The organism is Mycobacterium sp. IDUB_24, assembly GCF_055419385.1.
Genome location: NZ_JBVAXO010000003.1, coordinates 503,116 through 526,591 on the forward strand (window position 1 = coordinate 503,116; position 23,476 = coordinate 526,591).

A 23,476-nucleotide genomic window follows, 5' to 3' on the forward strand; every position below is an offset into this window, starting at 1 on the left:
CCCTCATTCTGCCAACTCCGGGTCCACCGGCCCACCGAGCTCGACCGGAACCGTCGGGCAGTCACGCCACAGCCGTTCCAGGGCGTAGAACTCCCGCTCGTCCTGATGCTGGATGTGCACGACGATGTCCACGTAATCGAGCAGCGTCCAGCGCCCCTCGCGGGTACCTTCGCGGCGCGCGGGCTTGTAGCCGGCCAGCCGCATCTTGTCCTCGACCTCGTCGACGATCGCGTTGACCTGACGCTCGTTGGAGGCCGATGCGATCACAAAGCAGTCGGTGATCACCAGTTGGCCCGACACATCGATGACCACCACATCGTCGGCCAACTTGGCCGCGGCGGCCTGGGCGGCCACCGTCGCCATCGCGACGGCCTCTTCGGTAGCGCTCATCGAACCGGCTCCATGATGTATTCACCCTTCCCGTCTGCGGAATACAACCCGCGTTTGGCCACGTACTGCACCACGCCATCGGGTACCAGGTACCAGATCGGCCGGCCTTCGGAGGCCCGCCTACGGCAGTCGCTGGACGAGATCGCCAGCGCGGGCACCTCGACCAATGTCAACGTGTCAGGCGGCAGTTCACGCAGCGCCGCCTCGATGTGTTCACCGTCCAGCTCATAGCCTGGCCGGCTCACGCCGACGAACCTCGCCATGGAGAACAGGTCCTCCCAGTTCTGCCAGGACAGGATCGAGGCCAGGGCATCGGCTCCGGTGATGAAGTACAGGTCGGTATCGGCATTGAGATCACGCAGATCTCGCAAGGTGTCCTTGGTATAGGTCGCCCCGCCCCGGTCGATGTCGACCCGGCTGACCGAGAACCTCGGGTTGGACGCGGTGGCGATCACCGTCATCAGGTACCGGTCCTCGGGCGCGCTGACCCGCCGGTCGTGTTTCTGCCAGGGCTGACCGGTCGGGACGAACACCACCTCGTCGAGCTCGAACAGGTCGGCCACCTCACTGGCAGCGACCAGGTGCCCGTTGTGGATGGGATCGAACGTCCCACCCATCACACCCAGCCTGCGCCGTCTTGCCACAAAGAGGCAGCTTACGGGAGCGCTTACGAGCGTCGGCACCCGTGCGAAAGCTCCGGCCCGGTTGCGCGGCGCTCAGACCGGCAGCAACCCGTCGATCACCCCGGCCAGCTGCTTGGCCGAGCGGCACTCGTGCATCGGGATGGTTTCGAGGTATTTGGGGACTGCAGAATCCCCGCTGCCCCACAAGTGCCTGGGCTCCGGGTTGAGCCAGTGCGCGTGCCGGCTGGCCGACACCATGTGGGCGAGCAGCGCCGTCTCGGGGTTGCGGTAGTTGTTGCGGCCGTCGCCCAACACCAGCAGCGAGCTGCGCGGGGACAACACGTTGGGGTACTTGTCCAGGAAGGACACGAACGCGTGTCCGTAGTCGGAGTGCCCGTCACGGGTGTAGACGCCGGCCTCGCGGGTGATGCGCTGCACCGCGACCGCCAGATCGGCCTCCGGACCGAACATGTCGGTGACCTCGTCGGTGGTGTCGATGAAGGCGAAGACCCGAACCCGGGAGAACTGCTGACGCAGTGCCGAGACCAGCATCAGGGTGAAGTGGCTGAACCCGGCCACCGATCCCGACACATCGCAGAGCACCACGAGTTCCGGACGGGCCGGATGCGGCTTCTTGAGGACGACGTCGATGGGCACACCGCCGGTGGACATCGACTTGCGCAACGTCTTACGAAGGTCGATCTCCCCGGACCGGGACCGCCGGCGCCGGGCCGCCAGCCGCGTGGCCAGCGTGCGCGCCAGCGGCTGCACGGTCTTGCGCATCTGGCGGAGCTGCTCGCCGGAGGCCCGCAGGAATTCGACGTTCTCGGCCAGCTGCGGCACCCCGTACATCTGCACGTGGTCGCGGCCCAACTGCTCGGCGGTGCGCCGCTTGGTCTCGGACTCGACCATCTTGCGCAGTTGGGCGATGCGCTGGGCGGCCAGCGCCTTGGCGATCTCCTCCTGGGTGGGCGTGGGTTCGTCGCCGTAGGGGGCGAGAAGCCCGGCCAGCAGCCGGCCCTCCAGATCGTCGAGGCTCATGGACTTGAGGGCCTGATACGACGAGTACGACGGGCCACGGCTGGAGTTGTAGCGGCCATAGGCCTCGACGATCCGCGCGATCATCGCCGCCATCCGGTCGTCGAGGTTGGCCAGATCCTCGTTGTCGGCCAGCATCTGCACCAACGCCTCGCGCATCGCCTCGATGTCCTCGGGCGGCAGTTGGGGCCGGTCCTCATCCCCGCTGTCGTCTCCGTCCTCATCCGAGAGCACGGTGCGTGCGCCCAGGGCAGCCGGGAAGAACAGGTCGAACATCGCGTCGTAGGTCTCACGGTGGTCGGGGCGCCGCAACACTGCGCACGCGATGCCCTCGCGCAGCGTTTCACGATCGCCCAACCCCAGCACGGTGATCACCCTGCCTGCGTCCACGGTTTCCGACGGACCGACCGAGATACCTTGCCCGCGAAGGGCTTCGACGAACTCGACGAGATGCCCCGGCAGGCCGTGGGGGGCCAGCGGCTGGGGCGGTCGAACCCGGCGGGGCACCATCAGTTCAACCCCATCAGTTCAGCTTCAGTTCGCCGGCCGCCTTGACCTGGTCTGACTGGTGTTTGAGCACCACACCGAGGGTGGCGGCGATCATCTCGTCGTCGATGGTGTCCAGGCCGAGAGCCAGGACGGTGCGGCCCCAGTCGATGGTCTCGGCGACCGACGGCACCTTCTTGAGCTGCATACCGCGCATCACCCCGATGATCCGTACCAGCTCGGTCGCGATGCGCTCGGGCAGTTCGGGCACCCGCGACAGCAGGATGCGGCGCTCCAGATCCGGGTCCGGAAAGTCGATGTGCAGGAACAGGCAACGACGCTTGAGCGCCTCGGAGAGCTCACGGGTGGCGTTGGAGGTGAGCAGCACGAACGGCGGCCGCTCGGCGATGATCGTGCCGAGTTCCGGGACGGTGACCGCGAAATCGGAGAGCACCTCCAACAGAAGGCCCTCGATCTCGATGTCAGCCTTGTCCGTCTCGTCGATCAGGAGCACGGTCGGATCGGTGCGCTTGATCGCGGTCAGCAGCGGACGGGTCAGCAGGAACTCCTCGCTGAAGACGTCCATCTTGGTCTGGTCCCAGTCACCGCCATTCGAGTTCTGCCCGGCCTGGATCCGCAGGATCTGCTTGGCGTGGTTCCACTCGTAGAGCGCGCGGGCCTCGTCGACGCCCTCGTAGCACTGCAACCGGACGAGTTCGGAGCCGGTGGTCGCGGCCACCGCACGGGCCAGCTCGGTCTTGCCGACACCCGCGGGCCCTTCGACGAGCAACGGCTTGCCCAGCCGGTCGGCGAGGAAAACCGCTGTCGCGGTGGCGGTGTCGGGCAGGTAGCCGGTCTCCGCCAGTCGGCGTGCGACATCGTCGATGTCGGTGAACAACGGAGCGGGGCGAGCGGGCACGCTCATGTGGTCTCCTGGTCTGTATCTGGTCGGCAGCTAGGCCGGGCGGGTCTGACCGTCTCCCCACACGATCCATTTGGTCGAGGTCAGTTCGGGCAGGCCCATCGGTCCGCGGGCATGCAGCTTCTGGGTGGAGATGCCGATCTCTGCGCCGAAACCGAACTGCTCTCCGTCGGTGAACGCGGTGGACGCGTTGACCATCACGGCGGCAGCATCCACCTGTTCGGTGAAGCGCTGGGCCGCAGCAAGATCAGTTGTCACGATGGCCTCGGTGTGACCGGTGCCGTATTCGTTGATGTGGGCGATCGCGGCGTCGAGCCCGTCGACCACTGCGACGGCGATGTCCATCGAGAGGAACTCGGTGTGCAGCTCTTCGTCGGTGGGGTCGGCGTGCACGGTCACCCCGGCCTCACGCAGCGCAGCGGTCAGCCGGGGCAGCGCGGTGGCCTCAAGCGTGCGGTCCACCAGCAGGGTCTCGGCGGCATTGCAGACGCTGGGGCGCCGCGTCTTGGAGTTCAGCAGGATCTTCTCGGCCCGGTCGATGTCGGCCGAGGAATGAACGTAGACATGGCAATTGCCGACACCGGTCTCGATGGTGGGGACCTGTGCGTCGCGCACCACGGCCTCGATCAGCCCGGCTCCCCCGCGCGGGATCACCACGTCGACCAGGCCGCGGGCCTGGATCAGGTGGGTGACACTGGCGCGGTCGTGACTGGGCAGCAACTGCACCGCGTCGGTCGGCAGCCCCACCGACTCCAGCGCCGATCGCAGGGCGGTCACCAACGCCTGATTGGACCGGGCCGCCGATGAGCTGCCACGCAGCAGGGCGGCGTTGCCGGACTTCAGGGTGAGACCGAACGCGTCCACCGTGACGTTGGGGCGGCCCTCGTAGACCATGCCGACCACGCCCAGCGGCACCCGCTGCTGACGCAGCTGCAATCCGTTGGCCAGGGTGCGCCCCTGCAGCACCTCGCCGACGGGATCGGGCAACCCGGCGACCTGGCGCAGTCCGGCCGCGATGCCGTCGACTCGCTGCGGGTTGAGCGCCAGGCGGTCCAGCATCGCCTCGGGGGTTCCGGCCTCGCGGGCCGCATCGACATCGGCAGCGTTGGCTGCCAGGACCTCGTGGACGTGGGCCAGCACGCTGTCGGCAGCGGCATGCAGCGCGCGGTTCTTGATCTCGGCGCTCAGGGTGCCCAGGGTGCGGGCAGCGACGCGGGCCCGACGGGCCGCCTCGTGCACCTGCTCGCGCAGGTCTGCTTGCGGCACCGCCGGCGACTGGGTCTGAACGCTCATCTAGCCAGCGTATCGAACCTGTTTGACGCCCTTCGACAGGTGTCAGGCGCCCTAGGACAAGCACGCCGGGCTAGCCTTTTCGTTTATGGCCGCTGCGCGGGTTTGCGTCGTCGGGAGCATCAACGCCGACCTCACCTTCACCGTCGGAGCCTTGCCGCGCCCGGGACAGACGGTGCTCGCGTCGTCGCTGGCGTCCGCGCCCGGCGGCAAGGGCGGCAACCAGGCGGTGGCGGCCGCGCGGGCCGGGGCCGAGGTCGCACTGGTGGCCGCGGTGGGTGACGATGCCGCCGCGACAAACCTGCGGGAGCATCTCCGGGCCAATGGGGTCGCGACCGATTCCGTGACGTGCGTGCCGGGCCCGAGTGGATCGGCCGCGATCCTGGTCGACACAGTCGGCGAGAACTGCATCGTGGTCGCACCCGGCGCCAACGCCCGCCTCGAGGTGGACTCCGCCGCGGCGCGCACGGCCATCGTCTGGAGCGAGGTCGTGTTGATCCAGTTGGAGATCCCGGTGGCGACGGCGGTCGCGGCCGCCCGGCTGGCCAAGGCTGCCGGGGCGGCGGTGATGCTCAACGCCTCACCGGGAGGTACCGCCGCCCATCAGCTGCTGGCCTTGTCGGAGCTGGTCGACGTCGTGGTGGTGAACGAGACCGAGGCAGCCGAGTGGCATTGGCCGGTGCGGCATCTGGTGATCACCCGGGGAGCACGAGGGGCCAGTTACGTGGGCACCGACGAACGCTTCGACGTGCCGGCCCCCGCGGTGCGGGCGCTGGACACCGCCGGCGCCGGCGACGTGTTCGCCGGGGTGTTGGCCGCCGGCTGGACCGCCGGCCACGAGTCGGCACTGCGGCGCGCATGCGCGGCCGGAGCGTTGGCCACCCTGGTGCGCGGGGCCGGTGACTGCGCGCCGTCGGCTGCCGACATCGATGCCGTCCTGACGCACTGAGACGGCCAACTGGAGCCGATACCGTTGTCGTTATAGTCGCCGACATGACTCAGGGAAATACTCCGCGACCCCCAGAAGGCGACTGGCTCGGCACGCCATATCTCAAGTTCGACCGGCAGGGGCCGTTCGGTGTGGTCACCCTGGACCGGCCCGAGGCTCGCAACGCGATGACGCCGGCCATGTACTTCGGCATCCGGTATGCAGTCACCCACGTCGAGACGGACCCCGATCTGGCCGGGCTGCTGATCACCGGCACCGGGGACGTGTTCGCGCCCGGCGGTGACCTCGGCGGCGGCAACGGCGTCGACGACTGGATGAGCTTCGGTGCGGCCCTGTCGATGGACGTCACTCCGTTCGAAACGCTGCGCCAATCCGTCAAGCCGGTGGTGAGCGCGGTCAACGGGCTGTGTCAGGGCGGTGGGCTGCAGATTGCGATCTGCAGTGACATGGCGGTGGTCAGCGACCGCTCCACATTCCGGGTGCCCGAGTTGTACCGCGGCATCGCCGACACCTACTACAGCCAGATGCTGGCCCGCCTGATCGGCCCGGTCCGCACCCGCGACCTGATGTTCACCGGCCGCACGCTCAGCGCGCAGGAGGCCGTCGACTGGGGAATGGTCGCCCGGGTGGTGCCGCACGACGAATTGTCCGACGCCGCAACCGAAGTGCTCGCCCAGTGTTGCCGGACTGCGCCCCGGGCGCGCGGGGTGGTCAAGTCCAGTCTGGACAGCTACATGGGCCTCTACGACCGGATCGGTATGAAGGCCAGCTACAGCGGCGACGAGGCCGCTGAGGGTTTCCGCGCTTTCAAAGCGCGACGCTCACCGGAGTGGGTCCACCCGGACCTGCGCGTCGAGGGCCGCATCTAGGCATAGCGAAAGATGCGGCCCTCGCACCGCTACACGCTGACCAGGTCTTCCCGGGCATCTGTCGCGAGCTGCGCATCGGCTCCGGGTCCGGCGGTAGGCAGGGACACCTCGACGCCGGAGATGTTGATGGCGCCGAACTCGGTGAAGTTCAGGAACGGTGTGGCCGAAGTGGTGATCTGCACCGTGGCCGTGTGCCCTGGCTCGAGCGTGTAGGCCACCGCTTCCATCGGAATGGTGACGGTGTGCTCCTTGCCGTCGAGCGTGACCGGGATCGGGGTGACCACATTGCCGATCACCTGCCCCGTCTGATCGTCGACGATCTGGGCGTAGACGTGGCGGCTGGTGCCGATGCCGGAGTACGTCATCGTCAGCTCGGGCGCACCGACCACCTGAGTGGCAGTGCCCGACGGCGCGGTCACCTTGACGTTCACCGCATTGGTGGCCTTGGTACCGTCCCCGAGCCCGAACGGAATCCCTGCAGCGCCCGGTCCGGAACCGCCGAGGATCGGGACGATCCCCAGCAGCCCGCCGCTACCCGACGCGGTGACGGGAGTCCCCGTGAAATTCGGGTCGGTCGGCAGGAGATCGGACGTGTAGTGGTCACCGTTCTGATCGATCCACTGGAACTTCGGGAGACCGTCGTCCACATCTTCGCCCTTGTGCTTGACGTAGGTGTCCAGCCAGCTCAGTGTCGCGGTCTGGACCATCTCGTCGCTGTCACCTGGCGGGGTCTCGCAGTTGCCGTGGCCTCCGCAGAACCACACCATCTTCACCGGCACGCCGTTGGCGTCGAGGATCTGCGCGTTGTCGATGGCCTGCTGCAGCGGGAACAACACGTCGACAGTGCCCTGGATGATCAGCGTCGGAGCCGTGACCTTGTTGACCAGGGAGGTAGGGCCGCTGCTGGCCAGCAGCGCTTGCTGCTCGGGGGTGAGAACACCCAGCAGTGCACCGGTGAAGATGCCGCCGTAGAGCTGGCTGTTGATGTTCGCCCCCGAGGTCACCAGGGACAGCAACAGCAGCGCGGCATACGACGTCTTGAACGCCTCGTTGGGATAGAGGGAACTGTTCAGCGAGTTCCACGAGATCGTCGGGACGATGGCGTCGACCCGGTTGTCGGTACCTGCGGTCACCCATTGGATGCCGCCGCCGTACGACGGGCCCACCATGCCCATGCGCGGATCGTTCGCGCCGTCGAGCAACGTCCCGGGCGCCTTGGCGACGTAGTCGATCAACGCCGAAACATCGCGACCCTCGAAGAACGGGCTGTCCAGCTGCAGGATTCCGCCCGAGTCGTGCTCGCCGCGCGAATCCCAGGTGACGACGTTGTAGCCGGCGTCACGGAACGTGCCGACGCCGGTGGCGCCGCCGGTGTACGGGTTCGTGTCACCCGCACTGGACAGGCCCGCGCCGCTGAAAATGGTCGGCGCCGTATCCCCTTCCGCAAGGCCCGATGCCGGGAAGTAGTTCATGCTGATCTGCGTACCGTCGAACGACGTCACCTTGACCGTGTACGCCACCGGGGTGCCGGCCGGTGCCAGTTCGCCGACGTCGACATTGACATCCACCATCTCCGACTTACCGATGAGCGGCGCCAACAGGTCATTCACGACCGGCACCTGATGGACGATCACGAGCACCTGCGGCACGAACATGCCCACGATCGGGATCTGTTGCAGCGCAGCGTCGAACGCCGTGGTTTCGGCGACCAGGACGGTGAACTTCTCCGTGCCGCCGCTGTCCACGACGGTCGCGTAGGGCAGGAACGTGAAGGTCCCGTGGGCCGAGTCGAGCCGGACCTTGCCACCTCCACTCGGATCGCCGATCACGGTGTAGGTGAGCGGCAGACCGCTCGAACTGGTGGCCCCGGTGGTGCCGTGGATGATGCCGTCCGTGATGCCGACCGCGGGATTCGCCGTGATGCCACCGGTGGCGCTGACGGACGGTGCGACGGCGGAGGCGGAGAACTCCCGGCGTGCGGCCGCCAGCAGAACCCACCCGGCCGGGGAGTCGGCCGGTGGTGCGGTCGGCGAGTTTCCGGCCAGCGTCGCGGCGATGTCGTTGACCACGGTGGCGATCAGGCCCCGTACGGGAGCCACGGCCGCTGTCGACGGCGGTGCGGCCGCGGCCGTCGCCGTGACCGCCGGGGACGCCGCGGATTCGTCGGCCACGCCGATGTCGGTGGTCTCGAGCGTGGGCTCGTCAGCGGTCACGCCCGTCGTCGGCGCCCGGTGGTGATCCCGCGGGGGCCGGGGCAGGTTCGGCTTGACGAACGACAGGCCCAGCACCGGCGCTTCGCCGGGGACGGTGGCCTTGGGCTTTTCGACCGTCGAGAAGCCCTGTCCTGCGTCGCTGCCGCCATGACGGTTGAGCCCGGCCTCGACCTTGGCCTGTGCCGCCGACAGCCGGTCGGTGATCGATTGCACGACATCGGACTTCGGCGTCGTCGAACTCACGTGGTGGCGGCCCGACTCGCCGAGCTTTTCGGTCCGGCTCTTGATCGCCGCGCGCACCGTCGCCTGCCGCGACGAGCGGGCGCTCCGCCGGTCCTTGGCGGGACCCTTCTTGGCTGCCGGGGCCGACGAGGATTCGGACGACGTGTCGCCGCCCCCTGGCGACGCCGAGGCCACCGGAACACCCAGGACTTGCCCACCCAGAACCAGGGCTGACCCGACACCGAGCGCAACCGCCAATCCGCCTACCCGACCGACGTACTTTGCAGCACCCAACCCGACCTCCTCGACCGACGCTCGGCGATACCGAACTGTGACCCGACGCACATTAGCGTGTCGGTGTGGTCCAGAAGGTTAGCTTGTCAATTTTTTGCGTCGTCAATTGGAATCGGCCGCAAGGCGACGCAAAACTACTGCTCGGGCACGCTCCGCTCGATCTCGTCGAGCCAGATCCGCGCCGACATGTCCGATGGCGCCCGCCAGTCCCCACGCGGCGAGAGAGCACCGCCGTGCGACACCTTGGGGCCGTTCGGCAGCGCAGAACGCTTGAACTGTGAGAACGAGAAGAACCGCTGCGCGAAGACCTGGAGCCAGTGCCGGATCTCGCCGAGCGAATACGCCGGGCGCTTGTCCTCGGGGAACCCAGCGGGCCAGTCGCCGCGGGCCGCGTCATGCCAGGCATGCCACGCCAGAAACGCCACCTTGGACGGGCGGAACCCGTAGCGCAGCACCTGGAACAGCGAAAAGTCCTGCAGCGCATACGGACCGACCTTGGCCTCGCTGCTCTGGATCTCCTCGTCCTCACCGGTGGGCACCAGTTCGGGGGTGATCTCGGTGTCGAGCACCGACTGCAACACCTCGTTGACCTCGCCGCCGAACTCACCCGATGAGATGACCCACCGGATCAGATGCTGAATCAGGGTTTTCGGCACTCCGCCATTGACGTTGTAGTGCGACATCTGGTCGCCCACGCCGTAGGTCGACCAACCCAGCGCCAGCTCGGACAGATCACCGGTGCCGAGCACGATGCCGCCGCGCTGATTGGCCAGCCGGAACAGGTAATCGGTGCGCAGGCCGGCCTGGACGTTCTCGAACGTGACGTCGTAGACCTTCTCACCGCGACCGAATGGATGGTCCATCTCGGTCAGCATCAGCTCGGCGGTCTGCTTGATGTCGATCTCTTCGAACGTCACACCGAGGGCACGGCTCAACCCGATGGCGTTGTTCTTGGTGCGTTCACCGGTGGCGAAACCGGGAAGCGTGAACGCGAGAATGTCGCTGCGCGGGCGGTTCTCCCGATCCATCGCCCGCGCCGCCACGATCAGGGCGTGAGTGGAATCCAGGCCACCGGACACCCCGATCACCACCTTGGGGTAGTTCAGCGCCCGCAACCGCTGTTCCAGCCCGGAGACCTGGATGTTGTAGGCCTCATAGCAATCCTGTTGTAGGCGCGCAGGATCCGCCGGCACAAACGGGAACCGCTCGATCTCGCGCAGCAGTCCGATGTCACCGGTCGGCGGGTCGAGCTGGAACTCGACACGGCGGAACGAATCCACTTGGGCGCCATGGTGTCCGGCATTGTCGTCGAACGTACCCATCCGCAGCCGCTCGGAACGCAGCAACTCCAGATCCACATCGGCCACCGAGCGTCGTTCCCCGCGCGGGAAGCGCTCACTCTCGGCGAGCAGCAGCCCGTTCTCCCAGATCATGGTCTGGCCGTCCCAGGCCAGGTCGGTGGTCGACTCCCCCTCTCCGGCAGCGGCATAGATGTATGCGGCCAGACAGCGCGACGAAGCCGACCGAGCCAGCAGACACCGATCGTCGGCGCGGCCGACGGTGATCGGACTGCCCGAAAGGTTGGCCAATACCGTCGCCCCCGCCAGCGCGGCCTGCGCACTGGGCGGCACCGGCACGAACATGTCCTCGCAGATCTCGACGTGCAGGACCAGTCCGGGAAGGTCGGATGCCACGAACAGCAGGTCGGGCCCGAACGGCACCTCGGCGCCGGCCACCCGGATGGTGCCGCGCACATCGGCACCGGTTGCCATCTGCCTGCGCTCGTAGAACTCCCGGTACGTCGGCAGGTAGGACTTGGGGGCCACACCGAGCACCGCGCCGCGGTGGATGACAACCGCGGTGTTGTAGATGCGGTGCCGGTACCGCAGCGGCGCACCGACGACCAGCACCGGCGTCAACACCACCGAGGCCGCGACGATTTCGATGAGCGCCTGCTCCACCGACTCCAACAGGGTGTCCTGCAGCAGGATGTCGTCGATCGAGTAGCCCGACAGTGTCAGCTCGGGGAATACCGCCACCGCCACCCCGTCGTCATGGCAGTCCTGTGCCAACCGGAGCACCGATTCGGCGTTGGCCGGCGGATCCGCCAGCGCCGTGTGGTGGGTGCAGGCGGCAACCCGCGCGAAACCGTGGTGGTAAGCGCTGTAGAAGTCCATCGCGCCCATTGTCACCCGAAAAGTGTCAAGATCGAGTTACTGGGTACCAAATGACGCATGAGCGATACCGCGCTGGTGGTTGTGGACATGCTCAACCACTACCGGCACGAAGATGCCGAACTGCTGGCACCCAACGTGGCGACGATCGTCGATCCTCTGGTGGGACTGGTCAAAACAGCCCATGAGCGCAACGATGTCGACGTCATCTACGTCAATGACAACTATGGCGATTTCACCGCGCAGTTCAGTGACATCGTCGCCGCGGCCCTCGCCGGTGAACGCCCTGATCTCGTGCGCCCGATCGTCCCCTCGGATGGCTGTCTGCTGCTGACCAAGGTGCGCCACAGCGTCTTCTATGCGACTGCATTGGATTACCTGCTGAGCCGGTTGGGCAGCCGGCGGGTGGTGCTGGCAGGCCAGGTCACCGAGCAGTGCATCCTCTACAGCGCGCTGGATGCCTACGTGCGGCATTTCGATGTGGTGATCCCGGCGGATGCGGTCGCGCACATTGATGCCGGCCTGGGCGATGCCGCGCTGGAGATGATGCGCCGCAACATGAGCGCAGAGGTGATGCCTGCTGCCAAGTGCCTCGGGTGAGCGGCGGCCTACCCTGGGGTTCGTGGATGCCCCCGAACTCGTCGCCCTGCTACAGGGACGTCGCGTCGCGGTACTCACCGGCGCCGGGATGTCCACCGATTCGGGCATCCCCGATTACCGCGGCCCGGATTCCCCGCCGAGCAATCCGATGACGATCCGGCAGTTCACCGCCGATCCGGTGTTCCGCCAGCGTTACTGGGCCCGCAATCACGTGGGCTGGCGCCACATGGACGACACCCTGCCCAATGCCGGGCACCGCGCCCTCGCCGCGCTGGAGTCGGCCGGGGTGGTCACCGGCCTGATCACCCAGAACGTGGATCTCCTGCACAGCAAGGCCGGCAGCCGATCGGTGGTCAACCTGCACGGCACCTACGCGCAGGTGATCTGCCTGGATTGTGGGGCGACAATGGCCCGGGACGAGCTGGCCGCTGCACTGGAGGCGGCGAATCCCGGCTTCCTCGAACACGCCGAGTCGGTCGGTGGCATCGCGGTGGCACCCGATGCCGACGCCGTGGTCAGCGAGACAGACTCCTTCATCATCGTGAACTGCCCGGTATGCGCCGGCATGCTCAAACCCGACATCGTCTACTTCGGCGAGAACGTTCCCAAACCCCGTGTCGATCAGGCGTATTCGATGATCGACGAAGCCGACGCACTGTTGGTGGCAGGGTCCTCGCTGACGGTGTACTCCGGTTACCGGTTCGTCCGGCACGCGGCCGCACACGGCATCCCGGTGGGGATCATCAACCGCGGGCCCACGCGCGGCGACGACCTGGCCACCGTCAAGGTCGAGGCGGGATGTTCGGAGATGCTGGTCCTGCTGGTCGGTGAGCTCAGGAGAACGTGCACGGCATCGACCGGATAGCGTGCACGAAATTGCCCTCGAGATAGGCCGGTTCGCCGGCGGCGATGTCGGGCAGCTGCTGCAGCAGCTCACCGAAGATGGCCCGAAGTTGCGTCCGGGCAACATGCGCGCCCAGGCAGAAGTGCCGCCCGCCGCCACCGAACCCCAGGTGCGGGTTGGGCTTTCGGCTCAGGTCAAAAGCCTCGGGCCGGTCGAACACGTCGGTGTCCCAGTTGCCCGAGGCATAGAACATCACCACCTTGTCCCCCGCCGCGATCTGCTGCCCACCCAGTTCGACATCGACCGCGGCGGTGCGGCGGAACGTCATCACCGGGGTGGCCCACCGGACGAACTCCTCCACCGCGCCGCCGATCCGATCATCGAAATCGGCCATCAGCCACGCCCGTTGGCCAGGGTGGTCGGTGAGAGCCTTGAGTGCGTGGCTGGTGGCCTGCCGGGTGGTGTCGTTGCCCGCCACCGCCAGCAGGACAAAGAATGCCGCCACCTCGGCATCGGCGAGCCGATCACCATCGACCTCCGCGTGGACCAGCGCGCTGAACAGATCGTCGCCCGGATTGTCCCGGCGCTGCGCGGCAAGCGCATTCGCCACGTGGTGCAGGTACATCTGGCTTTGCAGCACCACCTCCAACGGGTTGCGCCCGGCCAGATACACCGGGTCGGACCAGGACACGAGGGCGTCGGCAGCATGCGCCACCTGCTGGCGTTCGGATTCGGGAATCCCGACCATGTCCGACAACGTGCGGATGGGCAGTTCCTTGGCGCACTGCTCGACGAAATCCACCCCGCTGCCGGCGGCCCTGAGCTCGGCCACGATCTGACGGGCGTTGTCCTGGATGGAGGTTTCGATGCGGGCCACCTGCCGAGGGGTGAATGCCGAATGGACGAGTTTGCGAATCAACGTGTGCCGCGGCGCATCCATCGCCAGGAAGGACTGCGACGCCTCCAGCAGCTCCTCGGGCACCGTGTCGAACAGCACGCCCTTGCCGGACAGGAACGTCTCACTGTCCCGGCTGACGGTGAGAATGTCGGCGTGGCGGGTGAGCGCCCAGAAGCCGGGATCCTCGGGATCGGGAACGAGCGTCTCCTCGACCGGCCGGTGCCAGCTGACCGGCCGGCGGGCCCGCAACTGCGCGAAGGACTTCTCGCGCTCGCCGGCAGAGGTGGACCAGAAGGCCTTCGACGAGATGTCGATCGGGTCATACGGACGCGACGACTTCGTTGTGATCGGCGACACAGTCATGTCGCCGACAGTAAGTCTAGACACTATGTCTAGTCAAGGTGTGGCCGAAGCCGATACTCTGGGCCCATGCCATCGGTAACGCGAAAACCGCAGGCCAACCGGGAGGAACGCCGCGAGCGGATCGAACGGCAACTGCTCGACGCGACCGACCGGCTGATGGCCGACGGCACCAGTTTCACCGAGCTCAGCGTGGACAAACTGGCCACCGAGGCCGGGATTTCGCGGGCCAGCTTCTACATCTACTTCGAGGACAAGGGCCACCTGCTGCGCCGCCTGGCCACCCAGGTGTTCGGTGACCTCAGCGACGCCGCCCAGCAATGGTGGGGTGTCGCGTCCCGGCGCGACCCTGCCGACGTCCACGCCGCCATGTCCGGCATCATCGCCAGCTACCGTCGGCACCAACCGGTGCTGATGGCACTCAATGAGATGTCGGGCTATGACCCACTCGTCGGGCAGACCTACGGAGAGCTGCTGACCGGGATCGCCGACCAACTCGCCAGGGTGATCGAGGACGGCCAGGCCGGCGGGTCGATCAGACCGCGACTGCCTGCTGCCACCACCGCGAGCACCTTGACCTGGATGGTCGAGCGGACCTGCCATCAGAATCTGCCTTCACACCCGAGCACCTACGACGCCGAGCTGGCCGACACGCTTACCGAAATCATCTGGGGCGCCCTCTACTTGGAGCCCCCAACGCCGTAGCAGTCAAAACTATTGCTGCACAAGGGCATTCCACATCGATGAGCCGCGCGATCGGCAGACTGTGCGCGGTCATTGACAGCGCCGGTCAACCAGCGTCTACTGGACGTAGCGGTACAGATGAGGTCGGACAATGAATGTCCAAAAAACAGGTAACGTGGCGTCCGTTTCGGCTGCCCCAGGTGCGGGGTCGTGGCGTCCATGATGGTGCTGCTCGCGGCGATGTTGCACAGCCTGACAGCCGGAGAGCCTCCGGCCAGCCGAGCCGCCGACGGTCGACGGGTGACCGACATAATTCGCCGCAGAGCGCGATTTGCGGACTGTTCTCGCGACAACCGACTGGCACACCAGCAGCGGTGCGATAACCGCAAGGAACACCAAGAGCATTGACAACGCCAACTATGGCGTGTCATCGCTGAATTGCAGGGTAGGGCCGATTCCGGCCGAGACGGGAGCGTCGCCATGACGCCACAACAGTCACGCAAGAACGATCAGAACTCCACCGTGCCAGCGCACACACCGCGACTGCGGTTGAAGTCGAAGGGACCCCAAAGCGGATATGTCGACGGTGCATGGTGGCCGCACACCGATGACCTCACCGCCGAACTGCCCGACCTACTGGCGGTGCTCTCGGTCCGGCTGGGCCGCATCGACCGGGTGTTGTATCACCTGAAGGCATGGGCCCGAGCGCCACGAAAGTTCCTCACCGGAGGACACGCGGTACGCCTGGACGGGTACCGGCTTCAACCCACCAACACCATTGAAGTTCTCGGCCTCGACGGCAATCGGCTGACCCTGTTGGTGATCCCGCCGCACACCAACCCCGACGATGCCCACTCCTCGATGATGACCGCGGCTGAACCGGACAACGCCGCCAGCGTTGATGGACTGCTCATGACCAGTGAGCGCGACCGGGCATGGCAGACGCAGACGTCCATCGCTCGAGAACGCTGGGAATCTGACGGCGGAGCCATGGCATCGCGTGCGCCGGTCCTGGGAGCATTGCTCGGCTAGCGGGTCGGTCATTTTTGGAAATCGCTCAGGTGGCGACCAGATCGTCGGCATGGACCGCGGGCCGACGCAGCTCAGCGGGCAGATCGGGCGTCGAGCGGCCGATGATCGCAGCCAGCTCCGAGGCTTCATAGGCCACCACACCACGCGCCACGGTCGCCCCGTCGAGCGCTCTCAGGTCCACCACATCACCACCGTGGAAGTGCCCCGTGACCGCCGTGATCCCGGCAGGCAGCAGCGAGCGCCGCTGCTTGACGACCGCGCGCACCGCACCGTCGTCGAGGGTCAGCGCCCCATGCGATTCCGCGGCGTGGCGCACCCAGAACCGCCGCGCCGACATCCGCTCGGGACGCGGCGCGAACACGGTGCCGACCGAGGCGTCGCTGAGTGCCGCACCGGCATCCGCGGCGGCGGCCAACAGCACCGGCACCCCGGCATCGGCGGCCAACAGCGCCGAGGACAGCTTCGAGGCCATGCCGCCGGTACCCAGGTTGCTGCCGCCGCCGGCCACCACCCCGTCGAGATCCCCCTGCGCGCCAACCTCAGAAATGAAGCGCGCCGGGTTGTCCGGGGACGCTTTCCGTGGATCACCGTCATACAGGCCGTCGATGTCGGACAGCAGGATCAGCGCGTCGGCACCGACCAGCTGGGCCACCAGCGCCGAAAGCCGGTCGTTGTCACCGAACCTGATCTCATTGGTGGCCACCGTGTCGTTCTCGTTGACGATCGCAACCGCATGGAGGGCACGCAGCCGATCCAGGGTGCGCTGAGCGTTGTTGTGCTGCACCCGCATCGCAATGTCCTGAGCGGTCAGCAGTACCTGCCCCACCGTACGGTTGTAGACGGCGAAGGCCGAACTCCAGGCGTTGACCAGGGCTACCTGCCCGACGCTGGCCGCCGCCTGCTTGGTGGCCAGATCGGTTGGGCGCTTGGACAACCCGAGCGGCTCGATTCCGGCGGCGATGGCACCCGAGGACACGATCACCAGATCAGAGCCGGCGCGCATCCGGCCTTCGATGGCCTCGACCAAGACCGCGAGCTGGCCGGCGTCGAACACCCCGGACGAAGTGGTCAGCGCGGTGGTGCCGATCTTGACGACGACCCGGCGTGCGGTCCGGACCGCGTCCCGATGTACCGAGGGCGCCGAGCCTGCACTCGTCACTCGTCGTCACTCCCGGGCTGGCGCCGTTCGCGCCGCGCCACCTTACGTTCGGCAGCACCGATCCGGTCGGTCTGCTCAAGCCGGATGTCGGTACCACGCCCGGTGAGCGGCATGTCGACACCGGCAGGGGTCTGCGGTTCCCAGTCGAAGGTCATATCGCCGATGGTCACAGCGCAACCGGGCTTGGCGCCCTTCTTCCACAGCGCGTCCTCGACGCCCAACCGTGCCAACCGGTCACCGAGGTACCCGACGGCCTCGTCGTTGTCGAAGTTGGTCTGGGCGATCCAGCGCTCGGGACGGGTACCGCGCACCAAAAATCCACCGTGCCCGTCCGATTCCACGGTGAAGCCGCTCTCGTCGACCGCGATCGGACGGATCACCGGACGCCTGGGCACCACCTCGGGTTGCGCATCGCGATACGCCTTCACCATCTCCCACAATGCAAAGATCAACGGCCGCAAACCATCGCGGTTGACTGTCGAGATCTCGTACACCGGCCAGCCGAACTGCGACTGCACCTCTTCACGCACAAAGTCGGCCAACTCGCGGGCATCGGGAACGTCGATCTTGTTGAGCACCACCGCACGGGGCCGCGATGCCAGGTCGCCCAGGGTCGAATCGCCTTGCAACGTCGGGGTGTACGCCGCGAGTTCGGCCTCCAGCGCTTCGATGTCGGAGATCGGGTCACGCCCGGGTTCCAGGGTGGCGCAGTCGACGACGTGCACGAGCACCGCGCAGCGCTCAAGGTGGCGCAGGAATTCCAGGCCGAGGCCACGGCCCTCGGACGCGCCCGGGATCAGACCCGGAACATCGGCGACGGTAAAGGTGTTGTCCCCGGCCGACACCACGCCCAGGTTGGGCGCCAGTGTGGTGAACGGGTAGTCGGCGATCTTGGGCTTGGCCGCCGAAATGGTCGACACCAGAGACGATTTGCCTGCCGAGGGGAAGCCGATCAGGCCGACATCGGCGACGGTCTTGAGCTCGAGGGTGAGGTCACGGGTCTGGCCCTTCTCACCGAGCAGCGCGAAGCCGGGTGCCTTGCGGGCCCGGGAAGCGAGTGCGGCGTTACCGAGGCCACCGCGACCACCGGCCGCGGCCTCGAAACGGGTACCGGCACCGACCAGATCGGCCAGCATGCGGCCGTTCTCATCGAGCACCACGGTGCCGTCCGGCACTCGGACCATCAGATCGTCGCCGGTAGCACCGTCACGGTTGCTGCCTGCGCCCGGTTTACCCGAGGGCGCGACGACATGGGGATGAAAGTGGAAGTCCAGCAGGGTGTGAACCTGGGGATCCACGACGAGCACGATGCTGCCGCCGCGACCACCATTGCCACCGTCAGGACCGCCGAGGGGTTTGAATTTCTCGCGGTGCACCGACGCGCAGCCGTGGCCGCCGTTGCCTGCGCTCGCATGGATCACGACGCGGTCGACAAACCGGGGCATCGGACATCCTCTCCGTCGAATGTGAAGCTATTGCGATAGTCCTATCGAGAACTCGCAGCTGCTTCACATTCGCGGAGAATCCTCGGAGTCTCAGGCCTCCGGGCGCGGCACGGGAACAATGTTCACGTGCTTGCGGCCACGCTTGGAACCGAACTCCACGGAGCCCGGGGACAGCGCGAACAGCGTGTCATCGCCACCACGACCGACGTTGACGCCGGGGTGGAAGTGAGTGCCGCGCTGGCGGACGAGGATCTCGCCGGCCTTGACGACCTGACCGCCGAACCGCTTCACGCCGAGCCGCTGTGCTGCGGAATCGCGACCGTTACGAGAGCTGGAAGCGCCCTTCTTGTGTGCCATTAGTACGCTCCCTCGTTACTTGATGCCGGTGACCTTGAGCACGGTCAGCTGCTGACGGTGCCCCTGGCGCTTGTGGTAGCCGGTCTTGTTCTTGAACTTGTGGATGCGGATCTTGGGACCCTTGGTGTGCTCCAGCACCTCGCCGGTCACGGCGACCTTGGCCAGGTCATCAGACTTGCTGGTGACCTTGGCACCGTCGACCACCAGCGCGACGGGCAGTGATACCGACGCGCCAGGCTCGGAGTCGAGCTTCTCAACCTTCACCACGTCACCGACGGCAACCTTGTACTGCTTGCCGCCGGTCTTGACGATTGCGTATGTCGCCATCGTGTCCTCTGCTCTGCTGCTCTCTGCGGGCGCGCGCTACCGGTCGGTGCGTGCGCGGGTCTTGGGTGGCGGGATGCCCCGCCGTCACCGGCCTGCGACTACCGCAGGCACTGGAGACAACTGGTCAAGGGTACTTGACCAGCGGGTAGAGGGTCAAACCGCCCTCTACTCGTGGGCGGGCGGCCCCGCGGGCCTGGCTGCGGCACGTCGACGAGTGCGGCCGCGGCTCGGTGGCACCTTCACCACCACGGGCTCCGGTGCCTGGTAGACGTCCTCTTCGGGCTCATCGGAGTCCTCGAACTCGTCGTCCTCGTCCTCCGAGTCGTCCTCGTCTTCGTCATCCGAGTCCTCTTCGTCGTCGACGAGGTCCTCTTCGTCGTCGTCGAGGTCCTCATCGTCGAGGTCGATCTCGTCTTCGTCCTCGTCCGGTTCCTCGGACTCGTCGGCGTCCTGCGTGTCGAACTCGCCGTCGGGAGATTCGTCGGTCACGTCCGGGTGTTCGGACGTCGCCTGCTCGTCGCCGTCGTGGCCCTCGTCGCCCTCGCCGTCATGCGTCGCGGCGGCGTGCTCGTCGAAGCCCTCGTGGCCCTCATGACCTTCGTCGTCTTCGGGGCGACCGTTCGCCGCAGCCATGGCCTTGAACATCGGGTGTTCGCCGGCCGGGTGGTCGGGCACCTTGACGACCGGCACCTCTTCGGGCTCCGGACGGGCATTGGCCCGCTTGCCGCGCTTACTCCGGCGGCCACCGCCACCGCCACCGGCGGATTCGGTCTTGCGGCCGGCGTTCGATGGTGAGGCCGTGTCGATCGGGTCACCGTGCAGCACGATGCCGCGGCCTGCGCAGTGCGGGCAGGACGTCGAGAACGCCTCGATCAGACCCGTACCCAACCGCTTTCGGGTCAGCTGCACCAGGCCCAGCGAAGTCACCTCGGACACCTGATGGCGCGTGCGATCACGGCCCAGTGCCTCGGTCAGCCTGCGGAGCACCAGATCCCGGTTCGATTCGAGGACCATGTCGATGAAGTCGATGACCACGATGCCGCCGATGTCGCGCAGCCGCAGTTGCCGCACGATCTCCTCGGCAGCTTCCAGGTTGTTGCGGGTGACGGTCTGCTCGAGGTTGCCGCCGGCACCGGTGAACTTGCCGGTGTTGACATCGACGACGGTCATCGCCTCGGTGCGGTCGATGACCAGCGTGCCACCCGAGGGCAGCCACACCTTGCGATCCAATGCCTTGGCCAACTGCTCGTCGATGCGGTGCACGGCGAATACGTCGGGAGCCTCGGCACCACCGGCAGGTTCGTACTTCGTGAGCCGGCCCATCAGGTCGGGGGCGACGGTGTTCACGTACTTGTTGATCGTGTCCCAGGCCTCGTCACCGGAGACGATCAGGCCGGAGAAATCCTCGTTGAACAGGTCACGGATGACCTTGACCAGAACATCGGGCTCTTCGTAGAGCGCAACGGCCGCGCCGGCCTTCTTGCCGGTGACCTCGACGGACTTGGCCTCGATCTCGGTCCAGCGCTGCTGTAGCCGCTCGACGTCGGAGCGGATGTCCTCTTCTTTGACGCCCTCCGACGCGGTGCGGATGATCACGCCCGCATTGGCAGGAACGACCTCTTTGAGGATCTCCTTGAGCCGCTGGCGTTCGGTGTCAGGCAGCTTGCGGCTGATGCCGGTGGAGGAGGCACCCGGCACGTAGACCAGGTAACGCCCGGCCAGCGACACCTGCGTGGTGAGCCGGGCGCCCTTGTGCCCCACGGGATCCTTGCTGACCTGGACGACGACGTAGTCGCCCGGCTTGAGGGCCTGCTCGATCTTGCGTTGGGCGCCGCCGAGTCCGGCAGCCTCCCAGTTCACCTCACCGGCGTAGAGCACACCGTTGCGGCCGCGGCCGATGTCGACGAAGGCGGCCTCCATCGAGGGCAGCACGTTCTGCACGATGCCGAGGTAGATGTTGCCGACCAGCGACGTCTGGGCCGCCGAGGTCACGAAGTGCTCGACGACGACGCCGTCTTCCAGCACCGCGATCTGCGTGTAGCGGGCGCCTTCGTGCGGCGGTTCGGTGCGGACCTTGTCGCGCACGATCATCGTCCGCTCGACGGCCTCACGCCGGGCCAGGAACTCGGCCTCGCTCAGGATCGGGGGACGACGCCGGCCGGCGTCGCGGCCATCGCGGCGGCGCTGACGCTTGGCCTCGAGTCGGGTCGATCCGCTGATCCCCTGGATCTCCGAGTCATCGCTGCTCTTGCCCGACCGCTCGGGCCGGGGTGCACGCTCGTGCACGACAGTGTTGGGCGGGTCATCCGGCGAGGTCGCGTCGTCGTTGTCACCAGAGCCGGACTTGCGACGCCGACGACGACGCCGACGACGGCTGTTTCCATCGCCGCCCGTGGTGTCCTCGTCGTTGCTGTCGTCCGACTCATCGGAGTCGTCATCGGAATCCTGGTCGCCGGAGTCGCTCTGATCATCGGCGTTGTCGATGTCGGAATCCGGGCCGTCCCCGTTCTCATCGCTCTGCTCGCCGCGGCCCCGACCGCGGCCCCGACGGCCCCGACGGCGTCGACGCGCGGCGGGGCGATCCGCCTGCTCGTCGTCGATATCGGAGTCGGTGTCGGCATCGCTGCCGTCATCGCCGTCATCGTCCTCGTCGTCGTCTTCTTGGACACGCACCGGCACGAAGCTGACGGGCTGCGGCGCGACGAACAGCGGCAGGTAATCGGCCCGCTCGGAGTGAGCTTCCCGGACCGAGGGGATGTTCGCGGTCTCCAGGATCAAGCGCGACTCAGGTTCATCGCCCACCAGGACGGCGTCGGCCTCGGCCGCCAGCTGGGTTTCGGCCGCCGGGGCTTCAGGTGAGGTCTCGATCACGGCGACACTGACGGCCTCGACCTGGACCGGTTCCGCCTGCTCAACGGGCGCCGGCTCGGCTGCTTCGAGGGCGAGTGCGTCACGCACCCGCTCGGCGTCAACCTTGTCGATCGTGGAATGCGCACTGCGCTGGCGCCCGTCGAACTCAGCCAGGGCGTCGAGCACCCGCCTGCTCGTGGTGCCGAGCACCCGAGCCAGGGAGTGGACTCTCAGCCGCTCGGGCAGTCCCTCCTGCTGCGGAGTCTGGGTTGATAGGTCGTCATTCTGGGCATCTTCGGCCACGAATTCTCCTCAAGCCCCCGGGCGCGTCGTAACGACGCGGCCACGCGAGGGCTTCCGCTATTGGCCCGGGACACTTTCCCCGGGCTTGTTGTGGTCTCGCTCCGGGCGGTTCGCTACCGAACCCACCCGGTGCCTGGCTGAATGATGGCTGGACGGCCCGCGCCGCACCGGATTGCGGTGGTCGCGCTCGTCGAAGTCTTCATTCGGGTGTCCAGCCTCGGTTGAGGCCGGCTACCCGCAACCAGTATCCCACATCACTGACGCGGTACAGACCAGACTGCGAGAAGGTTATCCAGCAGAGGCTTCGCCAGGGAACCAAAGGGCGATCTCACGGGCCGCCGACTCCGGCGAATCCGATCCGTGCACGAGGTTGTCCTGGGTCACAAGCGCCAGGTCACCGCGGATGGTGCCGGGCACAGCCTTCTCCACCGGGTCGGTGCCACCGGCGATCTGACGGAACGCCGCGATAGCGCGCGGTCCCTCCACGATGGCGGCGACGACGGGTCCGGAGGTGATGAACTCCAGCAGCGAGTCGAAGAACGGCTTGCCGTCGTGCTCGGCGTAATGCTGCTTGGCCAGCTCGACGCTGACGTTCTTCAGTTCGAGCGCCGCCAGGGTCAGACCCTTGCGCTCGATCCGGCCGAGGATCTCTCCGACCAGGTGGCGCTGCACGCCGTCGGGCTTGATCAACACAAGGGTCTGCTCAGTCACGAGCAGTGAGCGTACCGGTCGGTAACCGGGCCGCGCCATCGCGGGCCCCCGACGCAGTCCGCCCTGTGGCCCCGCTACCGCACGGCTATTCGCTGGGCGGTTGCTGACCGGGCAACAGGCCACGATCCTGCCTGCGTTTGACCTCACTGCGCAGGTACACGATCAGCAGCCACACCACGGCGAAGATCACGCCGATGAACCCGATCGCGCCATGGACCAGCGCACCGGCGATCACGACCAGCTGGATACCCAGGTTCGCCCAGATGGCCCAGGGCCGGCCCTGGATCCCCGACATCAGGATCAAGACGACGGCCAGGCCGACCACGAATCCGCCCGACGTCCAAGTAAGCCCTACGCCACTGACACCGACCACCGGTAGTGCCAGCAATACGACGATCGCTTCCAGGATCAGCGTCCCGGCCATCACCCCGCGAAA

General features: G+C 67.0%; 21 protein-coding genes. 6 read left to right on the forward strand and 15 right to left on the reverse strand.

Annotation, left to right across the window (positions count from 1 at the left end; all coding sequences use genetic code 11):
* Nucleotides 1-3 precede the first annotated feature (3 nt).
* The 5 genes from rsfS to ACZYZF_RS14895 form a co-directional block, all read right to left on the reverse strand.
* Entirely contained in the window at nt 4-390 is a 387-nt protein-coding gene (rsfS, locus tag ACZYZF_RS14875; RefSeq protein WP_463747591.1) for a ribosome silencing factor, read from the reverse strand.
* Nucleotides 387-1,034, reverse strand: a complete 648-nt coding sequence (gene nadD, locus ACZYZF_RS14880) for a nicotinate-nucleotide adenylyltransferase (RefSeq protein WP_463747590.1) — start codon at nt 1,032-1,034, stop codon at nt 387-389. The genes rsfS and nadD overlap by 4 nt, the downstream gene beginning before the upstream one ends.
* Before the next feature lie 72 nt (nt 1,035-1,106).
* Nucleotides 1,107-2,561 (reverse strand): vWA domain-containing protein, encoded by a 1,455-nt coding sequence (locus tag ACZYZF_RS14885; RefSeq protein WP_463836123.1) that lies wholly within the window; start codon nt 2,559-2,561, stop codon nt 1,107-1,109.
* A 13-nt stretch (nt 2,562-2,574) separates the two neighbouring features.
* Complete coding sequence (locus tag ACZYZF_RS14890) at nt 2,575-3,462, reverse strand: AAA family ATPase (RefSeq protein ID WP_463836124.1); 888 nt, start codon at nt 3,460-3,462, stop codon at nt 2,575-2,577.
* Between the two features lie 30 nt (nt 3,463-3,492).
* Nucleotides 3,493-4,752 carry a glutamate-5-semialdehyde dehydrogenase gene (locus ACZYZF_RS14895; protein WP_463747587.1) on the reverse strand — a complete coding sequence of 420 codons (1,260 nt, stop codon included), beginning with the start codon at nt 4,750-4,752 and terminating at the stop codon, nt 3,493-3,495.
* 85 nt (nt 4,753-4,837) lie between these two features.
* Between ACZYZF_RS14895 and ACZYZF_RS14900 the strand changes: the two genes are divergently transcribed.
* Both ACZYZF_RS14900 and ACZYZF_RS14905 read left to right on the forward strand, forming a co-directional pair.
* Entirely contained in the window at nt 4,838-5,698 is an 861-nt protein-coding gene (locus ACZYZF_RS14900; RefSeq protein WP_463747586.1) for a PfkB family carbohydrate kinase, read from the forward strand.
* 44 nt (nt 5,699-5,742) lie between these two features.
* The gene (locus tag ACZYZF_RS14905; RefSeq protein WP_463836125.1) at nt 5,743-6,567 is read left to right on the forward strand and encodes an enoyl-CoA hydratase/isomerase family protein; all 825 of its coding nucleotides are present in this window, start codon (nt 5,743-5,745) and stop codon (nt 6,565-6,567) included.
* Between the two features lie 29 nt (nt 6,568-6,596).
* Here ACZYZF_RS14905 and ACZYZF_RS14910 read toward each other — a convergent pair whose 3' ends face one another.
* Together ACZYZF_RS14910 and ACZYZF_RS14915 are read right to left on the reverse strand one after the other, a co-directional pair.
* A complete protein-coding gene (locus ACZYZF_RS14910; RefSeq protein ID WP_463836126.1) occupies nt 6,597-9,296 on the reverse strand; it encodes a S15 peptidase family protein in 2,700 nt (899 codons plus the stop codon).
* Nucleotides 9,297-9,430: 134 nt separating this feature from the next.
* A complete protein-coding gene (locus ACZYZF_RS14915; protein WP_463836127.1) occupies nt 9,431-11,473 on the reverse strand; it encodes an NAD(+) synthase in 2,043 nt (680 codons plus the stop codon).
* A gap of 57 nt (nt 11,474-11,530) precedes the next feature.
* Here ACZYZF_RS14915 and ACZYZF_RS14920 point away from each other — a divergent pair, with 57 nt between their 5' ends.
* Entirely contained in the window at nt 11,531-12,070 is a 540-nt protein-coding gene (locus ACZYZF_RS14920; RefSeq protein ID WP_463836128.1) for a cysteine hydrolase family protein, read from the forward strand.
* 22 nt (nt 12,071-12,092) lie between these two features.
* The gene (locus tag ACZYZF_RS14925; protein WP_463836129.1) at nt 12,093-12,935 is read left to right on the forward strand and encodes an NAD-dependent protein deacetylase; all 843 of its coding nucleotides are present in this window, start codon (nt 12,093-12,095) and stop codon (nt 12,933-12,935) included.
* Here ACZYZF_RS14925 and ACZYZF_RS14930 read toward each other — a convergent pair.
* On the reverse strand, nt 12,904-14,175 hold the full coding sequence (locus tag ACZYZF_RS14930) for a cytochrome P450 (protein WP_463747580.1): 1,272 nt from the start codon (nt 14,173-14,175) through the stop codon (nt 12,904-12,906). The genes ACZYZF_RS14925 and ACZYZF_RS14930 overlap by 32 nt on opposite strands.
* Before the next feature lie 66 nt (nt 14,176-14,241).
* Here ACZYZF_RS14930 and ACZYZF_RS14935 point away from each other — a divergent pair, with 66 nt between their 5' ends.
* Both ACZYZF_RS14935 and ACZYZF_RS14940 read left to right on the forward strand, forming a co-directional pair.
* Nucleotides 14,242-14,877, forward strand: a complete 636-nt coding sequence (locus ACZYZF_RS14935; RefSeq protein ID WP_463747579.1) for a TetR/AcrR family transcriptional regulator — start codon at nt 14,242-14,244, stop codon at nt 14,875-14,877.
* Nucleotides 14,878-15,336: 459 nt separating this feature from the next.
* The gene (locus ACZYZF_RS14940; protein WP_463747578.1) at nt 15,337-15,888 is read left to right on the forward strand and encodes a DUF5994 family protein; all 552 of its coding nucleotides are present in this window, start codon (nt 15,337-15,339) and stop codon (nt 15,886-15,888) included.
* A gap of 25 nt (nt 15,889-15,913) precedes the next feature.
* On the opposite strand, the gene proB is transcribed toward ACZYZF_RS14940, so the two are convergent.
* The 7 genes from proB to ACZYZF_RS14975 form a co-directional block, all read right to left on the reverse strand.
* The gene (gene proB, locus ACZYZF_RS14945) at nt 15,914-17,047 is read right to left on the reverse strand and encodes a glutamate 5-kinase (protein ID WP_463836130.1); all 1,134 of its coding nucleotides are present in this window, start codon (nt 17,045-17,047) and stop codon (nt 15,914-15,916) included.
* The gene (gene obgE / locus ACZYZF_RS14950; RefSeq protein WP_463747576.1) at nt 17,044-18,492 is read right to left on the reverse strand and encodes a GTPase ObgE; all 1,449 of its coding nucleotides are present in this window, start codon (nt 18,490-18,492) and stop codon (nt 17,044-17,046) included. Before obgE ends, proB begins: the two co-directional genes overlap by 4 nt.
* 90 nt (nt 18,493-18,582) lie before the next feature.
* A complete protein-coding gene (gene rpmA / locus ACZYZF_RS14955) occupies nt 18,583-18,849 on the reverse strand; it encodes a 50S ribosomal protein L27 (RefSeq protein ID WP_463747575.1) in 267 nt (88 codons plus the stop codon).
* Nucleotides 18,850-18,864: 15 nt separating this feature from the next.
* Nucleotides 18,865-19,176, reverse strand: coding sequence for a 50S ribosomal protein L21 (gene rplU / locus ACZYZF_RS14960; RefSeq protein WP_044522855.1), 312 nt, complete (start codon nt 19,174-19,176; stop codon nt 18,865-18,867).
* A gap of 165 nt (nt 19,177-19,341) precedes the next feature.
* Nucleotides 19,342-22,329 carry a ribonuclease E gene (gene rne, locus ACZYZF_RS14965; RefSeq protein ID WP_463836131.1) on the reverse strand — a complete coding sequence of 996 codons (2,988 nt, stop codon included), beginning with the start codon at nt 22,327-22,329 and terminating at the stop codon, nt 19,342-19,344.
* A gap of 288 nt (nt 22,330-22,617) precedes the next feature.
* The gene (gene ndk, locus ACZYZF_RS14970) at nt 22,618-23,040 is read right to left on the reverse strand and encodes a nucleoside-diphosphate kinase (protein ID WP_044522837.1); all 423 of its coding nucleotides are present in this window, start codon (nt 23,038-23,040) and stop codon (nt 22,618-22,620) included.
* Between the two features lie 85 nt (nt 23,041-23,125).
* Nucleotides 23,126-23,464: a DUF4233 domain-containing protein gene (locus ACZYZF_RS14975; RefSeq protein WP_463747705.1), complete on the reverse strand. Its 339-nt coding sequence runs from the start codon at nt 23,462-23,464 to the stop codon at nt 23,126-23,128.
* Between the last annotated feature and the right edge of the window lie 12 nt (nt 23,465-23,476).

Coding starts and splice junctions, on each gene's coding strand:
- rsfS (WP_463747591.1), bottom strand. CDS start 390: ATGAGCGCTACCGAAGAGGCCGTCGCGATGGCGACGGTGGCCGCCCAG.
- ACZYZF_RS14885 (WP_463836123.1), bottom strand. CDS start 2,561: ATGGTGCCCCGCCGGGTTCGACCGCCCCAGCCGCTGGCCCCCCACGGC.
- ACZYZF_RS14890 (WP_463836124.1), bottom strand. CDS start 3,462: ATGAGCGTGCCCGCTCGCCCCGCTCCGTTGTTCACCGACATCGACGAT.
- ACZYZF_RS14895 (WP_463747587.1), bottom strand. CDS start 4,752: ATGAGCGTTCAGACCCAGTCGCCGGCGGTGCCGCAAGCAGACCTGCGC.
- ACZYZF_RS14900 (WP_463747586.1), top strand. CDS start 4,838: ATGGCCGCTGCGCGGGTTTGCGTCGTCGGGAGCATCAACGCCGACCTC.
- ACZYZF_RS14905 (WP_463836125.1), top strand. CDS start 5,743: ATGACTCAGGGAAATACTCCGCGACCCCCAGAAGGCGACTGGCTCGGC.
- ACZYZF_RS14915 (WP_463836127.1), bottom strand. CDS start 11,473: ATGGACTTCTACAGCGCTTACCACCACGGTTTCGCGCGGGTTGCCGCC.
- ACZYZF_RS14920 (WP_463836128.1), top strand. CDS start 11,531: ATGAGCGATACCGCGCTGGTGGTTGTGGACATGCTCAACCACTACCGG.
- ACZYZF_RS14930 (WP_463747580.1), bottom strand. CDS start 14,175: ATGACTGTGTCGCCGATCACAACGAAGTCGTCGCGTCCGTATGACCCG.
- ACZYZF_RS14935 (WP_463747579.1), top strand. CDS start 14,242: ATGCCATCGGTAACGCGAAAACCGCAGGCCAACCGGGAGGAACGCCGC.
- ACZYZF_RS14940 (WP_463747578.1), top strand. CDS start 15,337: ATGACGCCACAACAGTCACGCAAGAACGATCAGAACTCCACCGTGCCA.
- obgE (WP_463747576.1), bottom strand. CDS start 18,492: ATGCCCCGGTTTGTCGACCGCGTCGTGATCCATGCGAGCGCAGGCAAC.
- rpmA (WP_463747575.1), bottom strand. CDS start 18,849: ATGGCACACAAGAAGGGCGCTTCCAGCTCTCGTAACGGTCGCGATTCC.
- rplU (WP_044522855.1), bottom strand. CDS start 19,176: ATGGCGACATACGCAATCGTCAAGACCGGCGGCAAGCAGTACAAGGTT.
- ACZYZF_RS14975 (WP_463747705.1), bottom strand. CDS start 23,464: ATGGCCGGGACGCTGATCCTGGAAGCGATCGTCGTATTGCTGGCACTA.